This window comes from Brotaphodocola sp., assembly GCF_050873365.1.
Taxonomy (GTDB): Bacteria; Bacillota; Clostridia; order Lachnospirales; family Lachnospiraceae; genus Brotaphodocola.
In genome coordinates this window covers 120876-145606 of the sequence record NZ_JBNMIQ010000004.1, presented here as the reverse complement: position 1 = coordinate 145606, position 24731 = coordinate 120876, and the positions used below count along the sequence as shown (strand labels likewise).

The following is a 24731-nucleotide window of genomic DNA, read 5'->3' as shown; positions in this document are numbered from 1 at the left end:
ATCAATGATAGTCAATGATAGTCGACAAAACTTTTTAGAATTTAGAATTTGGGATTTTTTGGATTTTCAAGATTTTCAGTAAGAGTAGGAGTTAGCGTAGAAGTTAGAGTAGAAGTTAGAGTAAAATTTGAGTTAGAGTAGGATTTATTGGAGGAAAAATTAAGATGGAAAAGATTACGAGCTTTACGATTGATCATTTAAAATTGCTTCCGGGTGTCTATGTGTCCCGCAAAGATAAGGTGGGCGAGTCGGTTGTCACGACGTTTGATATCCGAATGACAAGACCGAACTACGAGCCGGTGATGAATACGGCTGAGGTTCATGCGATTGAGCATCTCGCAGCAACGTTTCTGCGCAACCATGAGCCGATCAAGGACAAGGTGCTCTACTTCGGACCGATGGGATGCCGGACGGGATTTTATCTGCTTCTTGGAGGCGACTACGATTCCACGGACATCGTACCGCTGATGAGAGAGCTGTTTAGTTTCATCGCAAATTATGAGGGAGAGATTCCGGGTGCATGCGCAAAGGATTGCGGAAACTATCTCGATATGAATTTGTCGATGGCAAAGTACTGGGCAAAGCGTTATCTCGAGGAGGTTCTTGATAACATTGATGAGTCCAGACTCGTTTATCCGGAGTAAATGTTGGAAAAATAAGAATTACAATTTATAATTATTAATTCTTTGAGATAGCGACATCTTCGAGATGCAAAAGTTCACAAGAGTCAGATATGACAAAATAAATGAAACAAGAAATAAGAAGTAAGAAATAATGGAGAGAGTAGAGTAACATGCACGACGATATTTATCAGATGTATTTGGAAGAGATTGAGGCGATCCGCCCGTGTACAAAGGAAGAGCAGGATCAGCTCTTAAAAAAGATCGCGCAGGGAGATGATTCTGCGCGCGAGCGCCTTGTCGAGGGAAGTCTCGGACAGCTTGTGGAGCTTGCAAAGGAGTATGACGGTCAGGGCGTTCTGATGGGCGATCTGATTCAGGAGGCAAATATGGCACTTCTGACGGCGCTTGCAGAGATGACGGGCGCAGGAGATGGCGATTGCAAGGTTCCGGCAGATTTTGAGGCATTTTTGAATGCTTCCATTCGTCCGGCACTCGATGCGATTGTGGAAGAGCAGAAGGATGAGAAAGAAGTCGGGGAGGAGCTTGCAGCTCGTGTCAACGTGCTTCAGACGGTATCTCAGGTTCTGCTCAAAGAGCTTGGTCGTGAGGCGACGCTTTCCGAGCTTGCGGAGAAGATGAAGATGACTGAGGATGAGATCCGCGATATTATGAAACTTGCGCTCGATGCAGTCAATGTGAGCCAGATGCCGGCGATGACCGAGGATGAGGCTGAGGACGAAAACGAGAATATGTAAATGTAAGAGGGCGTGGATGAGAGAGGGGCTCCTACGGCAGGTAAAGTCCTTCAAACGCGCTCTCGCTCCGGGCTCGGCGTAGCGGTGCATAAGGCTGTAAAAGACACAGCCTAAGCACCGACGTCTCGCACGGGTTTGCAGGACTTTCCTGTCTCCGGAGCCCAAACGTGACGACTTGACTTGTAATCTGTATTTTGATAAATGATTATAAAAATGTTACGTCCTTATTCAAAGAATAAATAAATTAGTAATATTAATAAATACCATAAGATATATTAATTTTATTTATAATATATCTTATGGTATTATTGTTTATAAGTGAGAGTAAGGCGATAACTTGGGAAAAATTATTTTTTCTGAGTTACGGTTCACAAAACAAGGTATGAGAATCATGGAAACAGATGAGAATCCATCCAGATAAATTTCCACGGGAGGTACTTATGAGCGTTAGACGAGTGTATGTAGAAAAGAAGCCGGAGTTTGCAGTCAAGGCAGGCGAGCTTCGCGAGGAGATCAGCAGTTATCTTGGAATTGAGACAGTGACTGGTGTGAGAGTGCTGGTGCGCTACGATGTTGAGAACCTGTCTGAGGAGACGTACCGTCAAGCACTGGTGACGATTTTTTCCGAGCCACCGGTGGATTTCGTGTATGAGGAGACGTTCCCGCATGCGGAGGACGACACGATTTTCTCTGTGGAATTCCTGCCGGGACAGTTTGACCAGAGAGCAGATTCTGCGGAGCAGTGTGTGAAACTCTTAAAGGAGACCGAGGAGCCGGTGATCCGCACCGCTACAACTTATGTGCTGTCCGGAACGCTGACCGAGGAGCAGAAGGCGTCAGTCAAGAGCTTTTGTATCAACCCGGTGGATTCGAGAGAGGCATCCGCAAAGAAGCCGGAGACTCTTGTGACCGTGTTTGATACCCCGGCAGATGTCGCTTCGTTTGACGGATTTACCGAGTTTGGTGAGGATGAGTTAAAGAGCTTATATGATTCCCTGAATCTTGCAATGACATTTAAAGATTTTCAGCATATTCAGAAGTATTATGCAGGGGAGGAGCACCGCAACCCGACCGTGACCGAGATCCGTGTGCTCGATACCTACTGGTCTGATCACTGCCGTCACACGACATTCTCGACTGAGCTCAAGGATGTGACGATCGAGGGTGGCGATTACAAGGATGCGATCGAGGGCACTTACAAGCAGTACCTTGCAGACCGCGAGGTGATCTACAAGGGTCGCGATGACAAGTTTGTCTGCCTGATGGATCTGGCACTTCTTGCAATGAAGAAACTGCGCGCAGAGGGCAAGCTCAAGGATCTCGAGGTTTCTGATGAGATCAATGCATGTAGCATTGTCGTTCCGGTGACGATCGACGGTGTGACCGAGGAGTGGCTCGTAAACTTCAAGAATGAGACGCACAACCATCCGACTGAGATTGAGCCGTTCGGTGGTGCCGCAACCTGTCTGGGCGGTGCAATCCGTGATCCGCTTTCCGGACGTACCTATGTTTATCAGGCAATGCGTGTGACCGGTGCCGCAGATCCGACCCGCCCGCTGTCTGAGACCTTAAAGGGCAAGCTCCCGCAGAGAAAGCTCGTGACCGGCGCTGCAAGCGGTTACAGCTCTTATGGAAACCAGATCGGTCTTGCAACCGGCTATGTAAAAGAGATTTATCATCCGAACTATGTGGCAAAGCGCATGGAGATCGGTGCGGTTATGGGTGCTGCTCCGAGAAAGGATGTGAAGCGTCTGACTTCCGATCCGGGCAACATCATTGTTCTGCTCGGTGGACGTACCGGACGTGATGGTATCGGTGGTGCAACCGGTTCTTCCAAGGTACATACCGAGGCTTCGATTGAGGTCTGCGGTGCAGAGGTTCAGAAAGGTAATGCACCGACCGAGAGAAAGATCCAGCGTCTGTTCCGCCGTCCGGAGGTCAGCAGTATCATCCGCAAGTGTAACGACTTCGGTGCCGGCGGTGTCTCTGTTGCAATCGGTGAGCTGGCAGAGGGACTTGAGATCGATCTGGATAAGGTTCCGAAGAAGTACGCAGGTCTTGATGGAACCGAGATCGCAATCTCCGAGTCTCAGGAGCGTATGGCAGTTGTGCTTGACAAGGAGCATGTGGAGGAGTTCCTCGGCTATGCACAGGAGGAGAACCTCGAGGCAGTTCCGGTTGCAGTTGTGACCGAGAGCCCGCGCCTTGTGATGCGCTGGAGAGGGAAGACGATCGTTGATATCAGCCGTGCTTTCCTTGACACGAACGGCGCTCACCAGGAGGCAAGCGTTGTGCTTGAGACTCCGCAGAAGAAGGACAGCCTGTTTGCAAGAGCAGAAGTCGGTGATGTAAAAGAGAAATGGATGAACGTGCTGTCTGACCTCAACGTATGTTCCCAGAAGGGACTTGTCGAGATGTTCGACGGTTCGATCGGAGCAGGTTCCGTCTTCATGCCGTATGGCGGAAAGTATCAGCTGACCGAGACGCAGGCAATGGTTGCAAAACTCCCGGTTCTGAAAGGAAAGACCGATACCGTGACAATGATGAGCTATGGATTTGATCCGTACCTGTCAAGCTGGAGCCCATACCACGGCGCAATCTACGCAGTTGTCGATTCTGTTGCAAAGATCGTTGCAAACGGCGGTGACTACACGAAGATTCGTTTCACCTTCCAGGAGTATTTCAAGCGCATGACCGAAGATCCGACCCGTTGGGGCGCTCCGTTCTCCGCTCTGCTCGGTGCTTACAGCGCACAGCTTGGATTCGGACTTCCGTCGATCGGCGGAAAGGACAGTATGTCCGGAACCTTCAACGATGAGCATCACGGTGAGATCAACGTTCCGCCGACCCTCGTCTCCTTTGCAGTTGATGTGGATCATTCTGGAAACATCATCACTCCGGAGTTCAAGAAGCCGGGAAGTAAGATCGTAGTCTTCAAGATTGAGCGCGATGAGAACGATCTTCCGGTTTATAGTCAGATGATGGACGGTTATGCAAAGCTGACAAGAGACATCCGTGCAGGCAGAATCCTCTCCGCATATGCAGTTGAGAGAAATGGTCTCGCAGAGGCAGTCAGCAAGATGGCATTCGGTAACAAGCTCGGCGTGAAGATCGAGCACAACGTTGACCCGAGAGATTTCTTCTCAGCAGGTTGGGGCAATATCGTCTGCGAGGTTGCCGATGGCAAGGTTGGCGAGCTTGAGATCGGTTACACCGTGATCGGTGAGGTGACTGACCGTGCAGTCTTCGAGTATGGCCCGGTTTCGATCTCCATCGAGGACGCGATTGCAGACTGGACAAAACCGCTTGAGGATGTCTTCCCGACCGAGTCCGGCGTAAAGCAGACGAAAGTCGAGGAGAAGCTCTACAACGCAGACCAGATCTATGTATGCGCACACAAGATCGCACAGCCGACCGTCTTCATTCCGGTATTCCCGGGTACGAACTGTGAGTACGACAGCACGAAGGCATTTGAGCGCGCAGGTGCAAAGGTGATCACCCGCGTCTTCAAGAACCTCTCTGCAGAGGATATCCGCGATTCTGTTGAGGCATACAAGAAGGACATCGCAAAGGCACAGATCGTGATGTTCCCGGGCGGTTTCTCCGCAGGTGATGAGCCGGAGGGAAGTGCAAAGTTCTTTGCAACCGTATTCCGCAATGCCGTTATTAAGGAGGAGATCGAGAAGCTGTTGAATGAGCGCGACGGTCTGATGCTCGGTATCTGTAACGGTTTCCAGGCACTGATCAAGCTCGGACTTGTTCCGGAGGGCAAGATCGTGGAACAGCATGCAGATTCCCCGACTCTGGCAATGAACACGATCGGTCGCCATATCTCCAAGATGGTTTACACGAAGGTTGTGACGAACAAGTCCCCGTGGCTCGCAGGCGCAGAGCTCGGCGGTGTTTACTGCAATCCGGCATCTCACGGCGAGGGACGTTTCGTCGCAAACGAGGCATGGATCAAGAAGCTGTTTGAAAATGGACAGGTAGCCACCCAGTACGTGGACGATCAGGGTCAGCCGACGATGAACGAGTTCTGGAATCCGAACGGTTCCTACATGGCAATCGAGGGTATCACAAGCCCGGATGGAAGAATCCTCGGCAAGATGGCACACTCCGAGCGCCGTGGCGATTCCGTGGCAATCAACATTTACGGCGAGCAGGATATGAAGATTTTCGAGTCCGGTGTGAAGTACTTCAAGTAAGAGAGAAGGATAAGATCTATAACGAGTAAACAGAGTGCATCTGCAGGCAGATCCGCGTGTTGGCATGAGTTTGCGAATGTAAAAGACACTCTCATGATGGGCAAATCCCCGTCATGGGAGTGTCTTTGATTATGGAAAGATTTCTTGTTTGTTGGTGGGTTGCGGGTCGAACATGTGCGGATGATGCGCGGATCATATGCCGAATACGAACCGAATACGAGCCGAATATGTGCCGGGATAAGTCCGAGAAAGAACAGGTATACTGTCTTTTGTATACAAAATAAACAGAGGTTGTACAAAACTGACAAATTTTCTTAGATATAATTTGGAAAAATTAAGAGTTGCTGGAAATTGTATTGTTGACAATTTAACAAAAAAGTGCGATAATTAGTCGCGTATGGCAACGTGAATATGGGAATGGTTGAGCCCAGTTTACGGTTGATTATCACAATTTACATCAGGAAGGCGAGGTCAGGTAAAATGGCAGTAGTTGATTTAAGCAAGTATGGCATTACAGGAACCACAGAGGTTGTTTACAACCCTTCTTATGAGATGTTGTTCGAGGAGGAGACAAAACCGGAACTCGAGGGTTACGAGAAAGGCCGCGTGAGTGAGCTTGGTGCAGTGAACGTTATGACCGGTATCTACACCGGACGTTCCCCGAAAGACAAATACATCGTGATGGATGAGAATTCTAAGGATACTGTTTGGTGGACCACCGACGAGTACAAGAACGATAACCATCCGGCAAGCCAGGAAGCCTGGAACGCAGTGAAAGAGATCGCAAAGAAAGAGCTTTCCAACAAGCGTCTGTTCGTAGTAGATGCATTCTGCGGAGCAAACAAGGATACCCGTATGGCAATCCGTTTCATCGTAGAAGTTGCATGGCAGGCACATTTTGTAACCAACATGTTTATCAAGCCGACTGAGGAAGAGCTGAAGGACTTCGAGCCGGATTTCGTTGTTTACAATGCATCTAAGGCAAAAGTTGAGAATTACAAGGAGCTGGGTCTGAACTCTGAGACCGCAGTTATGTTCAATATCACCAGCCGTGAGCAGATCATCGTCAACACCTGGTACGGTGGAGAGATGAAGAAGGGTATGTTCTCCATGATGAACTACTATCTGCCGTTAAAGGGTATTGCTTCCATGCACTGCTCTGCAAACACCGATATGAACGGTGAGAACACCGCAATCTTCTTCGGTCTGTCCGGTACCGGTAAGACCACTCTGTCTACCGATCCGAAGCGTCTGCTGATCGGTGATGATGAGCACGGTTGGGATGACAACGGTGTATTCAACTTCGAGGGTGGTTGCTACGCAAAGGTAATCAACCTGGATAAGGATTCCGAGCCGGATATCTACAACGCAATCCGTCGTGATGCTCTGCTTGAGAACGTTACCCTGGATGAGACCGGCAAGATCGATTTCGCTGATAAGAGCGTAACCGAGAATACCCGTGTATCTTACCCGATCGATCACATTGAGAAGATCGTTCGTCCGGTTTCCGCAGGTCCGGCAGCTAAGAACGTAATCTTCCTGTCCGCAGATGCATTTGGCGTACTTCCGCCGGTATCTGTACTGACCCCGGAGCAGACTCAGTACTACTTCCTGTCTGGATTCACCGCTAAGTTAGCAGGTACCGAGCGCGGTATCACTGAGCCGACCCCGACCTTCTCTGCTTGCTTTGGACAGGCATTCCTTGAGTTACATCCGACCAAGTATGCAGAAGAGCTCGTTAAGAAGATGGAGAAGAGCGGAGCAAAGGCTTATCTGGTAAATACCGGATGGAACGGAACCGGCAAGCGTATCTCCATTAAGGATACCCGTGGTATCATCGACGCAATCTTAAACGGCGACATCAAGAATGCACCGACTAAGAAGATTCCGTACTTTGATTTCGAGGTTCCGACCGAGCTTCCGGGTGTTGATTCTGGAATCCTTGACCCGCGCGATACCTATGCAGATGCTTCCGAGTGGGAGGCTAAGGCAAAGGATCTGGCAAGCAGATTCATCAAGAACTTCGCAAAATATGAGAACCATGAGGCTGGTAAGGCTCTGGTTGCAGCAGGTCCGAAGGCTGAATAAGATTGTGATAACCATTCCGTAGGTCTGCGCGTCCACGCAGAATAAAGAAAAGGTTATAGATTATCGGAATAGAAGATGTGACGGCGCACTTCGGATTCAAGGGAAATCCGGAGTGCGCCGTTTTTTGCGTTATCACCACTATCACCAATTAATTAACTCAATACCATGCATTTTTTAGATGTGTCTGGGTTTTGTTTGTTTTTTGAAAACGGGTTCTGGCACATCTCAGGGGAGAAAAAAATGAACGAGAAGAGAGAATATGATCTGATTGCGTTTGATATGGATGGAACTTTGCTCAATTCTGAGAAACAGATTAGCGAGAGGACGTTAAAGGCGATTGATCGGGCGGTTGAGGCTGGAAAGATCGTCATTTTGAATACGGGACGGGGACCGGCGGAGTTAAAAGAGTATCTGCCGATTTTGCCGAAGGTGCGCTACATCAACGGTCTGAGCGGAGGACTCGTCTATGACAGAACAGACAATCGCAAGGTTTATGAGAGGGAGTTTTCGCCGGAGACGGTGAGGAAGATTCTTGAGATTGGAACGCAGGAAGATGCGATGATTCATTTTCTGACGGATCGCTCGATTGTCCAGATGGATCAGTGGGCGCGCATGGATCATTACGGGATGGGGCAGTATCAGGCGATGTTTGCACGCGTTGCAGAGCGCTGGGAGAATATTTGCGAGCAGTATTTTGCAGATCCGTTCCCGATTGATAAGTTGAACCTCTACCATGCGACCGCAGAGGGGCGCGCGAGAACTGAGAAACGCCTTCGCGATGCCGGAATCGAGCTTGAGATGGCAGAGGCAGAGACGACCTCTTTGGAGCTCTCTCCGGTCGGCGCAAACAAGGGAAGCGGACTTCGCGCTCTCTGTGAGTTTTTAAATCTGCCTGTGGAGCGGACAATCGCGGTCGGAGATGCGGACAATGACCGCCAGGCACTCGAGATCGCAGGGCTTGCAGTTGCGATGGGAAATGCCACACCGGAGATCAAGGCACTCTGTGATGTCGTTGTCGCAGATTGTGATCACGACGGATGCGTGGAGGCGATTGAGAAGTATTTGTTGGGAGAAAATTTGAATCCTTGATTTCTGTGACCGTAAAATCAGTGTGTGTCCTTGTTAAACGGACATTTGACTCTCGTACAAGGAAAAGTACTTGACAGATCCGAGGAATTCAAGTATGATTTTGCATAAACGATTTCTTTTATCGAATATCTAACGGCATCAGGGCATGACTTGGAGAGAATGGTAAAAAATAATTTACGAGGAGATAAGGCGATCATGAAAAAAGTAGTGAAGTTTGGCGGAAGCTCTCTGGCGAGTGCGCGTCAGTTCAAAAAAGTGGGAGACATCATTCGGGCAGATAAGACCCGCCGTTATGTCGTTCCGTCTGCACCGGGCAAGAGAAACAGCAAGGATGAGAAAGTAACCGATATGCTGTATGCATGCTATGAGGCAGCATCCACCGGCGGAGCATACAAGAAGATCTTAGAGCGTATCAAGGAGCGCTATCAGGAGATCATCGATGGTCTGGATCTGAACCTGAATCTGGATCACGAGTTCGATACGATCGAGCAGAACTTTGTGAAGGGCATCGGTCGTGACTACGCAGCTTCCCGCGGAGAGTACTTAAACGGTATCGTGATGGCAAACTACCTCGGATATGAGTTCATCGATTCCGCAGAGGTGATTTTCTTTGATGAGAACGGCAACTTTGAGTCTGAGCTGACGAACAAGGAGCTGTCTGAGCGTTTGGAGCATGTTGAGCGCGCTGTCATCCCGGGATTTTACGGAGCAAAACATGACGGCACGATCAAGACCTTCTCCCGTGGTGGTTCTGATGTGACCGGTTCGATCGTGGCACGTGCGATTCATGCAGACCTCTATGAGAACTGGACCGATGTATCTGGTTTCCTCGTAGCAGACCCGAGAATCGTCGAGGACCCGGCTGTCATCGAGACGATCACTTACAAAGAGCTTCGCGAACTCTCCTACATGGGTGCAGGTGTTCTCCATGAGGACGCAATCTTCCCGGTTCGCCGTGAGGGAATCCCGATCAACATCCGCAACACGAACAAGCCGGAGGATAAGGGTACTCTGATCGTGGAGAGCACCTGTCGCAAACCGCACTACACAATCACCGGAATCGCCGGAAAGAAGGGCTTCTGTGCAATCAACATCGAGAAGGCGATGATGAATGCAGAAGTTGGTTTTGGGAGGAAAGTGCTTCAGGTATTTGAGAAGTATGGCATTTCCTTCGAGCATATGCCGTCCGGAATCGATACGATGACGATCATGGTACACCAGTCTGAGTTCGAGGAGTATGAGCAGTCCGTGATCGCAGGCATCCACCGTGCAGTTGAGCCGGACAGCGTTGAGCTTGAGGCAGATTTAGCACTGATCGCAGTTGTAGGACGTGGTATGAAGGCAACCCGCGGTACTGCAGGAAGAATCTTCTCCGCTCTCGCACATGCCCGTGTCAATGTCAAGATGATCGATCAGGGTTCGAGTGAGCTCAACATCATCATCGGTGTCAAGAATGCAGACTTTGAGACCGCAATCAAGGCAATCTACGACATCTTCATTCTCGCAGAGATCTAAGAAATCACAAAAAGTTCGACGGAATGTTTACAGGGACATTCTGCCGAACTTTTTCCATTTTGGGAATTCTTGAAAAAAATACCGCCTTATGCTACAATTCCAATATTAGAAAGTGACTCTGGAGAGTAACTCCAAAGAGTGATTTTAGAGAGATATTTTAAAAGGAAATCGGAATGATTATGAGACAGTTGGGCAGAAATGTTTCTATCAGGATGACGGCGGGGGCTGTGGCGCTGCTGCTTGCAGGGTGTGCCGGTCCTTCCACGAGAGTCCTGCCCAGAGTAGATACAAACCCGGAGTACCAGATGCCGGGAGATATTCCTGTTCTGGAAGAAGTCAATACTTTTTACCTTCAGGAAGAACTCGCGAGACTGACGCGTTCTCCGCGCCCCTCGGGAAGTCGCGGAGAGAGCAGTGCGTCCGCTTACATTCGTCAGCTCCTTGGAGATTACGGTTATGAGACGGCATTTCAGCCGTTTCAATATGGACGGGAGGATGGGACGGTCGTCTCCGGCACCAATGTGACCGCCGTGCGCTCTGCGTCCTCGCCGGATGCGGATATTCTGATTTTGTGTGCACATCACGACACGGCGATCGGAAGTCCCGGAGCGGTGGATGACACGGCCGGGGTGGTAACGATGCTGGAGACGGCAAGGCTTCTTGCAAGACTTCCATCCGACACGGAACTGCGATTTGTGAGTTTTTCCGGACATGAGGAGCAGAACCTTGGCTCTCGCCACTATGTCAGCACGATGACCGAGGAGGAGAGAAACCGCGTGATCGGGGTGATCGATCTTGATCGGCTCGGCGCGATGACGGGCGGAAACATTGTTCTCGGAACCGTCGACCGGAAGGAGACGATGCTCGGCGATCTGCTTCTTGAGGCATCGAGGGAGATCACGGACACGAGCTGGTCGTATGAGCGCTGTGCCGGTGGGGATGCCTCATCGTTTCTTCGCGGGCGGATGCCGGCCGTGACAGTCACGAGACGGCAGAGCAGTTTCGGGGAGAGAACGCCGTATGATCGCGCGGAGACGGTAAATATTGAGGACGTGGCACAGATCGTCGATGTCATCTGTCAGGCGGTATCGAAGATCATGAGTCCGGAGACTCCGTCAATGACGGCGAAGGCACATTATTACAACAATTTCCATGATTTTGCATATGTGCAGGCAAAGGATCAGGGGATTCCGTTTGGGGTAGATCCGGAGCGGTTTGCGGAACTTCTCGGAATGGATGGCATGCTGAGTGCGGAGAACACGACAAAGACCGGAGTGCGGATTCAGAATTATCAGTTCCCGATGAAGTGGTTCGGTGTGGATCAGACGATTATCACGAGCTGTTATTTTTCAGATGGGAAACTGGACAGCCTCTCGATCGAGGCAGACCGCGCCGGAGTCGATTTTGAGGATATGAAGGAGAGGCTCAGTGCCTGGTACGGAGAGCCGAGGGATGCCGGGAGCGGACCGTCGGGGACTTCGTTTGAGTGGACGGATGCACTTTTTCGGAGAAGTTTTCTTCTGACACCGGGGCAGGATGGATTTGATCTCGAGGTTTCTCCGTGGGAGCCAGGGCGTTCGATTCTGGAACAGCGGACGGTCAGCGGGACTTTGCTTGAACCGGGAGTCTCCGACCCGAGAGGGCGTCTGCTCTGCGCATTTACGTCGAGACTGCTTCCGGAGGATGCCGTTGAGCATATCGGCTGTCTGACGCTTTACACGGACGGAGTCGGCGGTGAGACCTGTTATCTTCAGCGAATGCCGTCTGAGGATGAGGATGCAGAAAAGGCGCAGGATACGCAAAATGCTCAAGATGCTCAAAATGCGCAAAATGGCGCACAGGAAAAACCGGCAAAGTGGGAGATCGGCATTGACTTTAATGACGCGATGACGGAGAATGGAAGGTTCCGCGATCAGACGGAGACCGCAAAGATGATTGTCCGTCTCTACGGTCAGATTTTGGAACAGGAAGATCCAGAGCGGTATCGGGATGGATTTGAGGCGGAGACTGCCGACGGCATTTCAGATGATCCGGATCAGGGACTTGGGATCGGGGAGGCACCGGGAGATTTCACCGAGGAACTGCCACCACCGCCGAATTTTGAGGACAGCTTCTGGATGTATGTACTCACGGACTGGCAGAGAAAAGAGCAGTCTGTGGAAGCCGAGGGCGGACCGGCGAGGGAAGTTCCCCAGACGGATCTCTGGGAGAAGCGAATTCGCTATTTTGACCGTTTCCCGGAGCTTGTTTCCTACCGCTGGCATGTGCGAATGGCATTGAAACTGGATGTCACGGAAGAGAATGAAGAGGCGGGGGAATGATGGTGCAGTGATGGTACAGTAATGGTGCAGAATAGACAGATCTGATAGACAGATGCGAGATTGGCTGGATCGGGCGATGCGATCAGAAGGGAGAAGCGCAATGTTAGAAAAGATTGATCTGTGCAAAAGTGTAGACAAAGCGGTTTATCGCAGGGAGCATGAGGAGTATCAGGAGCGTCTTGGGGCGCTTCAGCGCAGTCTCAAGACAGCGGGAATCCCCGTCATTATCCTGTTTGAGGGTCTCGGCTCAGCAGGAAAGGGTGTGCAGATCAACCGTCTGATTCAGGCGCTTGACCCGAGAGGGTTTGATGTGTATGCGAGCAGTCGCCCGACGGAGGAGGAAGCGATGCGCCCGTTTCTGTGGCGTTTCTGGACGAGGACACCGGAGAAGGGGCGAATCGCGGTCTTTGATCGAAGCTGGTATCGCCGGGTTCAGATCGACCGTTTCGACGGCATCACGAAAAAGAGCGAACTGCCGGAGGCATACCGCGACATCTGTTCTTTCGAGAAACAGCTGACCGATGACGGAACGGTGATCATCAAGCTCTTTCTTCTGATCTCCCAGAAGGAACAGAAGCATCGCTTTAAGCGGTTGGAGGATTCATCGGAGACCGCATGGCGCGTGACGGAGGGAGACTGGCGCAGAAACCGCGAGTACGATCAGTATCTGAGAATCAATGAGGAGATGATCGAGAAGACCGACACCGGATATGCGCCGTGGAACATCATCGAGGCGACGGATAAAAATTATGCGACACTCAAGATCATTCGCTGTGTGACGGAGAAACTTGAACAGGCGCTTGCGACGTACCGCGCGAACCAGATGAAGGCAGATGCAAGTAAAAATGCAGATCAAAGTGCAAGTAAAAATGCAGGTAAAAATGCGGGGCAAAATACAGATCAAAATGCAAATCAAAGTATAGATCCGATCAAGGCAGAGACAACCTTGACTGCGGGAGGGCGCACCGCAACTGAGCCGAAGACGGACTGGGGCTATGAGAATGGCATCCTCTCGGGCGTGGATCTGACAAAGACGATGGATCGCGACACCTACAAGCAGAAGATCGATCAGCTTCAAAAGCGTCTTGAGATTCTGCACAGCGAGATTTACCGGCTGAGAATCCCGGTGGTTCTGGGATTTGAGGGCTGGGATGCCGGAGGAAAGGGCGGTGCGATCCGCCGTCTCACAAGCCATCTCGACCCGCGCGGGTATCAGGTGTGCCCGACCTCTGCGCCGAGTGACACGGAGAAGCGTCATCATTACCTGTGGCGTTTCTGGAACCGGATGCCGAAAGAGGGACATATCGCGGTCTTTGACCGGACTTGGTACGGCAGAGTCATGGTGGAGCGAATCGAGGGATTCTGTACGGAGGAAGAGTGGCGCAGGGCTTATCAGGAGATCAATGAGATGGAGGCACATCTTGTCAGCTCCGGTGCAGTCGTGCTCAAATTCTGGCTTCACATCGATAAGGATGAGCAGGAACGCCGTTTCCGTGAGCGCATGGAGAATCCGGAGAAACAGTGGAAGATCACCGATGAGGACTGGAGAAACCGCGAAAAGTGGGATCAGTATGAGCTTGCGGTCAATGAGATGCTTGTGCGCACGTCGACGACGTATGCGCCATGGATCGTCGTTGAGGGAAACTGCAAGTACTATGCGCGTGTAAAAGTGCTTGAGACCGTTGTGGAGGCACTTGAGAGAAAGATTCAGGAGAAGACTCAGAGCGGAAATGCGAAAAAGTAACAGATAAAAAGACAAAAAAGCAAGATGGAGGAAAAACGATGAGCCGTGTGGCAGTAATCGGAGGCGGTGCGGCCGGAATGATGGCAGCGATTGCTTCGGCAGAGGCCGGGCATGAGGTGAGCCTGTACGAGAAGAATGAAAAACTGGGAAAAAAACTGTTTATCACAGGAAAGGGACGCTGTAACGTTACGAATGCCTGTGCGACGGAGGAACTGTTCGACCATGTTGTCACGAATCCAAAGTTTCTTTACAGTAGTTTTTATGGATTGACGAATTATGATGTCATGGACAAGGTGGAACAATGGGGTTGTCCGCTCAAGACAGAGAGGGGAGAGCGCGTTTTTCCGGTTTCGGATAAGTCCTCCGATGTGATCCGGGCATTCAGCTCTCGCCTGCGCGAGGTGGGCGTGGACGTTCATCTCTATTCCGAGGTCGAGGGGATTGAGATCAAAGACGGTCGTGTGAGCGGAATTCGTTTGAAGAAAGAGAAAAAGGCGGTTCCGGTAGACGCCGTGATCGTGGCAACCGGTGGAATGTCGTACCCGACGACGGGATCGACCGGAGACGGCTATGAATTTGCGAAGAAGGCGGGGCATAAAGTCACGGAGCTTTCCCCGGCGCTTGTGCCGTTTGTTGTGAAAGAACAGCAGACTGTTAAACAGCTTCAGGGACTTTCTCTCAAAAATGTGAATGTCTCGATTCAAAAAGGGGAAAAATCTATCTATGAGGAATTCGGCGAGATGCTGTTTACGCACTTTGGAGTCAGCGGTCCGGTGCTTCTCTCCGCGAGCAGTTACGTCGCAAAGACACTGAAGAAAATGCCACTTACGCTCTCGATCGATTTAAAGCCGGCGCTCTCGAGAGAACAGCTCGATGCGAGAATCCTGCGCGACTTTGATGAGATCAAGAACAAGCAGTTTAAGAATGCGCTGATCCATCTTCTGCCGAGCAAGCTCGTTCCGGTGATTGTGGAGCGCAGTGGAATCTCTCCGGAGAAACAGGTTAATGAGATCACGCGTGTGGAGCGCGAGCAGATCGTCGAGGCGATGAAGAATTTCCGCCTGACGCTGACGGGACTGCGCGACTTCAAGGAGGCGATCATCACGCAGGGCGGTGTCAGCGTCAAGGAGATCAACCCGTCGACGATGGAGTCTAAGCTGGTCGGTGGACTTTACTTTGTCGGGGAGGTCTTGGATCTCGATGCCGTCACCGGTGGATTCAACTTGCAGATTGCGTGGTCGACCGGACATCTCGCAGGCATCTCAATTGAGTAGAAAAGATACGGGAGAGAAGACTTTGCAGAGAAAATTTCGGGAATTTCATAGAGAAGATTCCAAGGAGGAGATTTCATAGAAGAGATTTCGTAGAAGAGATTTCATAGAGGAGATTGAGATTCCATAGAGAAGATCCTGTAAAGAAAATTCCGTGGAGAGGATTCCGTAAAGGCGAGCAGGGAAAAGTTGGCGGTAAAGAATCAGGAACCGACAGGAACAACACAGACAGAAAAAACAAAGAGGGAAAGGAAGATAGAAGGAAATGGAAAACACAAAGGCATTTAACATTGCGATTGACGGACCGGCAGGTGCGGGAAAGAGCACGATCGCGCGTCTGACCGCAGGAAAGTTGGGCTTTGTCTATGTCGATACCGGGGCAATGTACCGTGCAATCGCGCTGTATATGCTCAGAAATGGAGTTCCGGCGACCGATAAGGAGAAAGTTGCGGCAGCGGTCAAGGATGTCGCAATCACGATCCGCTATGAGGAGGGCTCTCAGCGCGTTCTCTTAAATGGCGAGGATGTGTCCGGACTGATCCGCACAGAAGAAGTTGGAAATACCGCTTCCTTAGTCAGTGCAGTTCCGGCCGTGCGCGAGCATCTCTTAAAACTTCAGAGAGAGCTTGCAAGCTCTACCGATGTGATTATGGATGGCAGAGACATCGGAACCTGCATCCTTCCGAATGCGGATGTGAAGATTTTCTTGAGTGCAAGCTCGGCTGTGCGTGCAAAACGCCGTTACAAGGAGCTGACCGAGAAGGGAGAGACGTGTAATCTCGAAAAAATTGAGCAGGATATCATCAAGCGCGATGAGCAGGATGCAAACCGCCCGATCGCCCCGTTAAAGAAGGCGGAGGACGCCGTCCTGATCGACAGCTCGGAGATGACGATTGCCGAGGTGGTAGGCGCAATCTTTGCAGAAGCAGAAAAGAAGGGACTCAAACTGCCGGAAGGAGCACTTGAAAAATGAATCTGACAGTGGCAAAGACGGCGGGCTTTTGTTTCGGCGTCAAGCGCGCGGTGGACCGCGTGTATGAGCAGATTGAGACCGCAGAGAAGCAGGTCTACACCTTTGGTCCGATCATCCACAACGAGATGGTCGTCGAAGATCTCGCAAAGCATGGCGTGAAGGTCATCGACTCGGAGGAGGAGCTTCGCGCACTCAACGATGGCGTGGTTGTGATCCGCTCCCATGGAGTCGGAAAACGGATCTACGATATCCTGAACGAGAGAAACGTCACGATCGTGGATGCGACCTGTCCGTTTGTGAAGAAGATCCATCTGATCGTTCAGAAGCAGAATGCCGAGGGACGCCGTGTCCTGATCATCGGCAATCCGACGCATCCGGAGGTCGAGGGCATCCGCGGATGGGGAGCAGAGGACACTCTGGTCGCAGAAAATGCGGAAGAACTTGAAAATCTGCCCTTAAAAACAGGCGAAAAACTGTGTGTTGTAGCCCAGACGACATTTAATTACAATAAATTTCAAGATTTAGTTGAAAAATTGACAAAAAAGGGTTATGATATACTTGTTTTAAATACGATTTGCAATGCAACACAGGAAAGACAAGTGGAGGCTAGGCGTATTGCTTCTGAGGTTGACGCTATGATTGTCATAGGAGGCAGGAATAGTTCCAATACACAGAAATTGTACGAAATATGCCAAAAGGAATGTAAGAACACTTACTTTATCCAGTCACTCGGCGATTTCAATCCTGAATGTGTGAATTCTGTGAGCAGCGTAGGTATTACAGCAGGGGCTTCGACCCCAAATCAAATAATTGAGGAATTGAGGAGGTTCATACTAATGCCAGAATTAAGTTTTGAGCAAATGTTGGAGGAGTCTTTAAAGACAATCCGGACAGGAGAAATCGTCACCGGTAAAGTGATTGACGTAAAAGAAGATGAGATTGTCTTAAATATAGGCTATAAGTCCGATGGTATCATCCCGAGAAGCGAGTATACCAACGAGGCAAATGTGGATCTGCGCACCCTGGTTCAGGTTGGCGACGAGATGGAAGCAAAGGTCGTTAAGGTAAACGACGGTGAGGGTCAGGTTGCTCTGTCCTACAAGAGACTTGCTGCTGATAAGGGCAACAAGAGACTGGAAGAGGCTTTTGAGAACCATGAGGTTCTGACTGCAAAGGTAGCACAGGTTCTTGACGGTGGTCTGAGCGTTGTTGTTGATGAGGCTAGAGTCTTCATCCCGGCAAGCCTGGTATCCGATACCTATGAGAAGGATCTGAGCAAGTACGCTGGTCAGGAGATCGAGTTCGTTATCACCGAGTTCAATCCGAAGAGAAGACGTATCATCGGCGACAGAAAGCAGCTGATGGTTGCTAAGAAGGCTGAGATGCAGAAAGAGCTGTTCGAGCGCATCCATGTTGGCGATACCGTTGAGGGTACTGTAAAGAACGTTACCGATTTCGGTGCATTCATCGATTTAGGTGGCGCTGATGGTCTTCTGCACATCTCCGAGATGTCTTGGGGCCGTGTAGAGAACCCGAAGAAGGTATTCCACTCTGGCGATAAGGTAACCGCTCTGATCAAGGATATCAGCGGTGAGAAGATCGCTCTGAGCTTAAAGTTCCCGGAGCAGAATCCGTGGGTAAACGCAGCTGAGAAGTATGCAATCGGCAACGTAGTAGAGGGCCGTGTTGCTCGTATGACCGATTTCGGCGCATTCGTTGAGCTGGAGCCGGGCGTAGACGCACTGCTTCATGTATCCCAGATCTCCAGAGATCACGTTGACAAACCGTCTGACGTTCTGAAGATTGGTCAGGAGATCGAGGCAAAGGTTGTTGATTTCAACGGCGAGGACAGAAAGATCAGCCTGAGCATCAAGGCTCTTCAGGCAGATCATCAGGATGATACTGACGCAGCAGATCAGAACTAAGAATAAACACGTTTCAGGATGAATGGCATAGGGCATCGGACCGCAAGGTCCGGTGCCTTTTTATACGATAGGAAATTGCGTCCGATCATATAAAAAACGTTCCGCTAGGATGTGCACTCGGCGCATTCTTTTTTAATAGGGGATTAAATTTATGGGGAAGGGTGAAATTATGGTTATTGATTGTCATGCGCATCATGTAGTAGCACCTTATAACACAAAGTATTTGGAGTGGTTGAAGGAGACTGGGGATAAAAAATTTGGACCGTTTTTCTTATGGTCAAATCCGGCATTTGAGGACAGTCAAATTCGCTATCAGAAGATGAGTGAGAATGGGATTAGTTGTTCCCTTAATACGTATTCAGCAAATATTACACAGATCATTGATGTGGTAGGAAAAAATGATCGGCTGGATGCTGTGAGAAACTTAAATGATCGGATGATTTCTCTGTGTAAAGAGAGTGGCGGGAGATGGATGACGACAGCGCTGGTTGATCTGCGCCTTGGAAAGGAGGCACTGAAAGAGATTTTGCGTTGCGCAGAATTTGTCAAAGGATATTCTGTTCTGACTTCTTATCAGATGGATGGAAGATTGTGCTTTCTGGACGACGAGCGATTTGAACCGTTTTGGGTAGAGGCAGAGGCGTCCGGCAAGCCGGTGTTTATCCATTTCAGCAATCTCTATAAAATCAATGATCCGAATGCCCCTTTGCCGGGATATATGAACGATACTCTTTTGTATGCCGGAATGGGACAATTGATGGAGGATGCTATGTGTGTGGCAAGACTGGTTCTTTCCGGCGTGTTTGACCGTCATCCGAGATTGAAGATCGTGATCGGACAGCTTGGCGGAATGTATCCGTTTATGCTCGAGCGAATGGAGATGCTGTATACGATGTATGAGCGGGGAGCAAGTCATGCAGGTCTTTGCGTGACGGACTTAACCGATCCGGAGCACTTTTTGAGAAATATGAAGAATTATACGGAAAATATCTATGTGGATACGCATTCGATGAGTGTACAGTCCGTCGAGTGTGCGATGAAGGTTTTAGGGCAGGATAAGGTGCTTTTTGGTTCAGATTACCCGATTACACCAGACAGCTGGGGAATGAAGCATGCAAAGAAAGAATTAGAAAAACTGCCACAGGATCTTTATGAAAAGGTCATGTGGAAAAATGCACAGAAACTGTTGGATCTTTAAAAATTGAGAGCGAATATGAAAAAGAAAATCAGATGGATTTCCACTGGTTTTCTTTTTTTGTTTCATAAGAAATTGCATCCTGTGAAAGAAAAATGTTTTTCATAAAGATATCTTGACAACATATGTTATATGCTGTATAGTATAAACACAAACAATATTATACAACATATAATATTGATTTAAAAATAAGATAAGACAGAGTACGATGAGAAGAATGGAGGAGGTTGAGACAGAGATGGTATTTAACACCGGCGCAGCACTTCTCGATGCGATTGTTCTGGCGGTAGTTTCCCGTGAATCGCAGGGAACTTATGGATACAAGATCACGCAGGATGTTCGGGAGGTGCTAGAGATTTCGGAGTCGACTCTGTATCCGGTACTTCGCCGTCTGCTAAAGGACGACTGTTTAGAGACGTATGATCTTGCGATTGACGGTAGAAATCGAAGATATTATCGGATCACGGAGAGTGGAAGAGCTCAGTTGAATCTGTATCGCGGGGAATGGAATAGCTATATGCAAAAGATATGCAGGATATTGGAGGAGGAGACATGACACGGAGAGAATTTATTAAACAGCTTGAATATCTGCTTCAGGACATTCCCGATGAGGAGAGGGAGGAAGCAATCGCCTACTACCGGGATTATCTTGAGGAAGCAGGAGATGAGGGCGAGGAGGAAGCCTTAAAAGAGTTCGGAAGTCCGGAGCGGGTTGCAGCGATTATCCGTAGCGATCTGAATGGAAATCTCGAGGACGGAGGGAGCTTTACGGAGAGCGGATACGAGGATGAGCGGTTTCGCGATCCGAACACCCAGATGACCGAGCACAAAGATCTTCCGGATGCGATCGATGTGGAGTGGACCGAGCACCGGGAAGAAGAGAAAAAGTCCAAAGAAGCGAATGCCTATGAGAACTCGAAATTTCATGATTTTTCGGATCTCAATGAAGATAAGGGGACAGACTCAGCGGATTCGATGTCTCCGAGAGAGCGCAGAAGACGGTTTTTTAAGGTAGGGATTCTGATTGCAATTCTTGCAGTCCTCTCACCGCTTGTTATTGGAACGGGAAGTGTTTTTATGAGTATTGTGCTTGCGTGTGCCCTGTCGGTGGTGGCAGTCCTGATCGGAGTTGGAATTTTGACAATCTCAGCTTTTGTCGGAGCCGTGATTTGCTTTGTCTGGGGAATCGGAAGTAGCTTTTTCCATATCGGAGCCGGATTGTTTATCTTTGGTGCCGGACTTCTGTCACTGGGACTTGGACTGATCGGTTTTGTGCTCTCGTGGTTGCTCTATCTGCACTTCTTGCCGTGGTGTCTGAGAGGAATCGTAAACTGGATCAGTAGAATTTTGCACGGAGAAAGGAGATTCGCGAAATGATGAAGATGAGTAAATGGATGAAGTGGACTTTGATTGTAGGCGCAATCTTCTGTCTCATTGGAGTCGGAGTCATGACCTGTGGGGCGATGATGGGCGGAATTTCCAATATGGAAGTTGCGTTTCATCGGATGCTGTAATAGAATGCTGTAATGAGCGCGAAAGAAAGACAAGCGCCTGCACCAGCATGAGGTTGCAAGTTTATGGTAGAATAGTAGAATCAGCATCGTAGAAAAAAACAGAAAGAAACGGAGATGAATGAATTTATGAATCGAAAATTATATCGTTCTTCCACGAATCGAATGATTTGTGGAGTGTGTGGAGGAATCGGAGAATACCTTGGCGTGGATGCGACTCTGGTGCGCCTGATCTGGGCGATCGTCGCATGTTCCGGAACAGGACTTCTCGCCTACATCCTGGCAGCTGTGATCATTCCGGAGAATCCGGGAGTTGGATATTAAAAGAAATCCCATTGATAGGGAGATTTTCAACGGATGTTTGATCGTGACTGTGAAAGGACGGAACAGTTGCGAATAAAGTTGTAAGAAAACGGGCATACTCCAAGCGAAAGGAGTGTGTCCGTTTTTATGTCGAAAAAAAAGAAACAGGAAAAAAATATATTTGATCCGGAGCATATGACACAGGAAGAATTGCTGAAATTTGAGATTGCGGAGGAACTGGGCTTGAAAGAGAGAGTTCTCTCCGGCGGATGGAAGGCGCTGACCTCAAAGGAGAGCGGGCGAATCGGTGGACTGATGACGAAGCGAAAGAGACAGCTCAGAGAAGAAAGTCTCCAGTAGCACTTTATATGATACAATAACTTGAATACAATAACTGGAAAATTCCGAGTTTTCTTGCAAAATGGAATAATATTTTTTATAATAGAGCCAAGAAAAAACCGGAGGAAGATATGGAAGAGAAGAGACTGCGGAGCGGATTTACCACAGGGGCATGTGCGACGGCTGCGGCAAGGGCTGCGGCCGTTTTTCTATTGAGTGGAACTCTGCCGGAGCGGGTGGAGGTGATACTTCCAGAGGGACAGCATGCGGTCTGGAAGCCGGAGTATGAGAATGAGGAGCCATGTCGGGGGTATCTGCGCGTCCAGAAGGATGCCGGGGATGACCCGGATGTGACGCACGGGTCCTGGGTCTATGCGCGCGTGACGATCCTCACGGAAGCAGAACTTGAAAAGAAGCGACAGACGGGGAGCGGGTATTGGCTGGAAGAATATCCGGAAGTCTATCTCGACGGTGGAATCGGAATCGGGATCGTGACAAAGCCGGGGCTTTCCTGTCCGGTCGGTCACTATGCGATCAATCCGGTTCCGAGAAAAATGATTCTCTCTGCGGTCGAGGAGGAACGGAATCGATTGGGTTTTCGCGGATGTCTGGGAATTCAGATTGCGATTCCGAGCGGAGTTGAGCTTGCAAAGAAAACGTTTAATCCAAAACTTGGAATTCAGGGAGGAATCTCGGTTCTCGGGACAACGGGAATCGTGAAGCCGATGAGTGAGGAGGCACTGCTTGCGACGATCCGCCTTGATATTCACATGAAGACGGTCGCGAACGAGAAGGTTCTTTTGATGGCTCCGGGAAATTATGGAGAGACCTTTTTGAGAGAGGCGATGGGAATTCCGATGGGAGAAGCTGTCCTGTGCAGTAACTTCGTCGCAGACTCGATGCAGATGTTGAGAGAAGAAAATGTCAGAGAGCTCCTCTTTGTGAGCCATATCGGAAAATTGATCAAAGTCTCAGCCGGAATCCCGAATACCCATTCCAAGTACGGAGATGGGCGAATGGAGGAGATGGCGCGTCTGACGGCACTGAGACTGGGAAATCCGGAAAGACAGGAAGCGCAAGAAGAACAAGAACAGAAGGCAGAGTTAGAAGAGCGAGAAAGACAAAAAGATCAGAAAAACCAAGAAGATCAGGAAGGACAAAAGAGACAAGGAGAACCGGAGGAGAACAGAGCGCTTTTGGAACAGATCCTTAGCTCCAACACAACAGATGAAGCCCTGGAACACATGAATCAGGCAAGAGCCGGTCTTGCAGAACAGATTCTTACGGATTCCGCAGAGTCTGCCAAGGCTCATCTGGAACGATGGGCAGGCGGAAATCTTCACGCGGAGGTTGTCACGTTTTCCTCGGCGCTTGGAATCACGGGAAAGAGCAGGGGAGCGGATGAGATGTTTGAACGATGGCAGAGCCAGAAAGTCGAAACGTGAAACGGCGGACGGGCAAACGATCGGAGATCGGAGTGAACAACCTGAACAACCAGAGCGTGAAAAGTCAAAACGTGAAAGAGTGTGAAAAATCATTTGGAAACCGATAGAACGATCAGAATAAATAAGAAAAGTACAGAGAAGAAATAATGAAAATTGCAGGAATCAGTTTTACGAGAGCAGGCAGTGAGCAGTTGCGAAAAATCCTTGGCGGGTTAGAGCAGGATGGCGAGGAGTGCAGGGGTTACATATCAGAGCGTTTTCTGATGGAAACGGAAGACGCGTGGATTCAGGTGCGAACGGACTCGGTAGGTGATTGGACATCCAAGCACTTTGAACAGGCGGATGCGCTGATCTATGTCGGAGCAGTGGGGATTGCGGTTCGGGCGATCGCCCCTCATTTGAAAGATAAGATGACAGATCCGGCAGTGATTGCAGTCGATGAGCAGGGACATTTTGTGATCTCGCTTCTGTCCGGTCATGTCGGCGGTGCGAATCGTCTGACAGAGCGAATCGCAAACATCATAGGTGCACAGCCGGTTGTCACAACGGCATCGGATGTGCAGGGAAAGACGGCGATCGATGAGTGGGCGAAAGATCGGAATCTTGTGATCTCGGATCGGGAGCTTGCAAAGGAAATCGCGGGTGCAGTCGTAGATGGAGAGAAAGTTGGATTTTTCAGCGATTTCCCGGTTGAAGGAGAATGTCCAGATGGGTATGAAAACCAGATCGAGTGTGAGCGAAATGTCTGGGTGACCGATCGCTTAAATCCAACTTGCATGCTTCCTTTGAGTCCAATTTCCACGCTTCGTCTGATTCCGCAGTTTGCGACGCTTGGAATTGGATGTCGAAAAGGGACTTCGCTTGAGGCAATCCGGACGGCAGTCACGGAAACTTTAAAAAAAGAAAATCTGGATCTTCGCAGTATGAGGCAGATCGCAAGCATTGATTTAAAGCGGGAGGAAGCGGGACTGATCGCATTTGCAAATGAGCAAAATCTTCCGTTTGTCACATACTCGGCGGAGGAGCTTTTGGCTGTTGAGGGAGATTTTACGGAGTCCTCGTTTGTGCGTCAGGTGACCGGAGTCGGAAATGTCTGTGAGCGATCCGCAATTCTTGGTGCGAGCCAGTTTGCTGAAATTGCGGAATCTCAAAAGAAAAGACGAGCAAGTCAGGAAGGCAGAAATCAAGAAGATAGAAATCAGAAAGGTCGCAATCAGGAAGGTCGCAAAGACAAAGAATGTAATCATAACCATTTTGATAATCAGAGAAAGGTGGAGCTTGTGATTCGCAAGACTGCGTGCAATGGGGTGACAGTCGCAGTTGCCGGAGCAAAGTTGCCGATTCTGCCGGTGCGCAAGTAGGAAAAGGGATTGCTGGATACAGGCAGAGATTTTCTGAATGGAAAATGTTGTATGATACAGAAATGGTA

Annotated in this window: 19 protein-coding genes; all 19 read left to right on the top strand. The window is 49.6% G+C overall.

Features of this window, described 5'->3' with window-relative positions; all coding sequences use genetic code 11:
- Positions 1 to 164: 164 nt before the first annotated feature.
- The 19 genes from ACR0QT_RS03600 (at position 165) to ACR0QT_RS03510 (ending at position 24663) form a co-directional block, all read left to right on the top strand.
- A complete protein-coding gene (locus ACR0QT_RS03600; protein ID WP_432629530.1) occupies positions 165 to 644 on the top strand; it encodes an S-ribosylhomocysteine lyase in 480 nt (159 codons plus the stop codon).
- Between the two features lie 149 nt (positions 645 to 793).
- The gene (locus tag ACR0QT_RS03595; RefSeq protein WP_432629529.1) at positions 794 to 1378 is read left to right on the top strand and encodes a sigma-70 domain-containing protein; all 585 of its coding nucleotides are present in this window, start codon (positions 794 to 796) and stop codon (positions 1376 to 1378) included.
- A gap of 440 nt (positions 1379 to 1818) precedes the next feature.
- Entirely contained in the window at positions 1819 to 5583 is a 3765-nt protein-coding gene (locus ACR0QT_RS03590; protein WP_432629528.1) for a phosphoribosylformylglycinamidine synthase, read from the top strand.
- 480 nt (positions 5584 to 6063) lie between these two features.
- Positions 6064 to 7671: a phosphoenolpyruvate carboxykinase (ATP) gene (gene pckA, locus ACR0QT_RS03585; RefSeq protein ID WP_432629527.1), complete on the top strand. Its 1608-nt coding sequence runs from the start codon at positions 6064 to 6066 to the stop codon at positions 7669 to 7671.
- Positions 7672 to 7911: 240 nt separating this feature from the next.
- A complete protein-coding gene (locus tag ACR0QT_RS03580; protein ID WP_432629526.1) occupies positions 7912 to 8760 on the top strand; it encodes a Cof-type HAD-IIB family hydrolase in 849 nt (282 codons plus the stop codon).
- A gap of 195 nt (positions 8761 to 8955) precedes the next feature.
- A complete protein-coding gene (locus ACR0QT_RS03575; RefSeq protein WP_432629525.1) occupies positions 8956 to 10275 on the top strand; it encodes an aspartate kinase in 1320 nt (439 codons plus the stop codon).
- Positions 10276 to 10454: 179 nt separating this feature from the next.
- On the top strand, positions 10455 to 12596 hold the full coding sequence (locus ACR0QT_RS03570; protein ID WP_432629524.1) for a M28 family peptidase: 2142 nt from the start codon (positions 10455 to 10457) through the stop codon (positions 12594 to 12596).
- Between the two features lie 100 nt (positions 12597 to 12696).
- Entirely contained in the window at positions 12697 to 14340 is a 1644-nt protein-coding gene (locus tag ACR0QT_RS03565) for a phosphate--AMP phosphotransferase (protein WP_432629523.1), read from the top strand.
- 38 nt (positions 14341 to 14378) lie between these two features.
- Positions 14379 to 15614 carry an NAD(P)/FAD-dependent oxidoreductase gene (locus ACR0QT_RS03560; protein ID WP_432629522.1) on the top strand — a complete coding sequence of 412 codons (1236 nt, stop codon included), beginning with the start codon at positions 14379 to 14381 and terminating at the stop codon, positions 15612 to 15614.
- Positions 15615 to 15876: 262 nt separating this feature from the next.
- Positions 15877 to 16584: a (d)CMP kinase gene (gene cmk, locus ACR0QT_RS03555; RefSeq protein ID WP_432629521.1), complete on the top strand. Its 708-nt coding sequence runs from the start codon at positions 15877 to 15879 to the stop codon at positions 16582 to 16584.
- Complete coding sequence (locus tag ACR0QT_RS03550) at positions 16581 to 18509, top strand: bifunctional 4-hydroxy-3-methylbut-2-enyl diphosphate reductase/30S ribosomal protein S1 (RefSeq protein ID WP_432629520.1); 1929 nt, start codon at positions 16581 to 16583, stop codon at positions 18507 to 18509. Before cmk ends, ACR0QT_RS03550 begins: the two co-directional genes overlap by 4 nt.
- Positions 18510 to 18660: 151 nt before the next feature.
- The gene (locus ACR0QT_RS03545; RefSeq protein ID WP_432629519.1) at positions 18661 to 19707 is read left to right on the top strand and encodes an amidohydrolase family protein; all 1047 of its coding nucleotides are present in this window, start codon (positions 18661 to 18663) and stop codon (positions 19705 to 19707) included.
- A gap of 235 nt (positions 19708 to 19942) precedes the next feature.
- Positions 19943 to 20260, top strand: a complete 318-nt coding sequence (locus tag ACR0QT_RS03540; protein WP_432629551.1) for a PadR family transcriptional regulator — start codon at positions 19943 to 19945, stop codon at positions 20258 to 20260.
- Positions 20257 to 21081: a DUF1700 domain-containing protein gene (locus ACR0QT_RS03535; RefSeq protein ID WP_432629518.1), complete on the top strand. Its 825-nt coding sequence runs from the start codon at positions 20257 to 20259 to the stop codon at positions 21079 to 21081. The genes ACR0QT_RS03540 and ACR0QT_RS03535 overlap by 4 nt, the downstream gene beginning before the upstream one ends.
- Positions 21078 to 21218: a hypothetical protein gene (locus ACR0QT_RS03530; RefSeq protein WP_432629517.1), complete on the top strand. Its 141-nt coding sequence runs from the start codon at positions 21078 to 21080 to the stop codon at positions 21216 to 21218. The genes ACR0QT_RS03535 and ACR0QT_RS03530 overlap by 4 nt, the downstream gene beginning before the upstream one ends.
- 126 nt (positions 21219 to 21344) lie before the next feature.
- The gene (locus tag ACR0QT_RS03525; protein WP_432629516.1) at positions 21345 to 21539 is read left to right on the top strand and encodes a PspC domain-containing protein; all 195 of its coding nucleotides are present in this window, start codon (positions 21345 to 21347) and stop codon (positions 21537 to 21539) included.
- Between the two features lie 126 nt (positions 21540 to 21665).
- Positions 21666 to 21878 (top strand): small, acid-soluble spore protein, alpha/beta type, encoded by a 213-nt coding sequence (locus tag ACR0QT_RS03520; RefSeq protein WP_432629515.1) that lies wholly within the window; start codon positions 21666 to 21668, stop codon positions 21876 to 21878.
- Positions 21879 to 21988: 110 nt separating this feature from the next.
- On the top strand, positions 21989 to 23302 hold the full coding sequence (cbiD, locus tag ACR0QT_RS03515) for a cobalt-precorrin-5B (C(1))-methyltransferase CbiD (RefSeq protein ID WP_432629514.1): 1314 nt from the start codon (positions 21989 to 21991) through the stop codon (positions 23300 to 23302).
- Between the two features lie 146 nt (positions 23303 to 23448).
- Positions 23449 to 24663: a cobalt-precorrin 5A hydrolase gene (locus ACR0QT_RS03510; RefSeq protein WP_432629513.1), complete on the top strand. Its 1215-nt coding sequence runs from the start codon at positions 23449 to 23451 to the stop codon at positions 24661 to 24663.
- Positions 24664 to 24731: the final 68 nt, after the last annotated feature.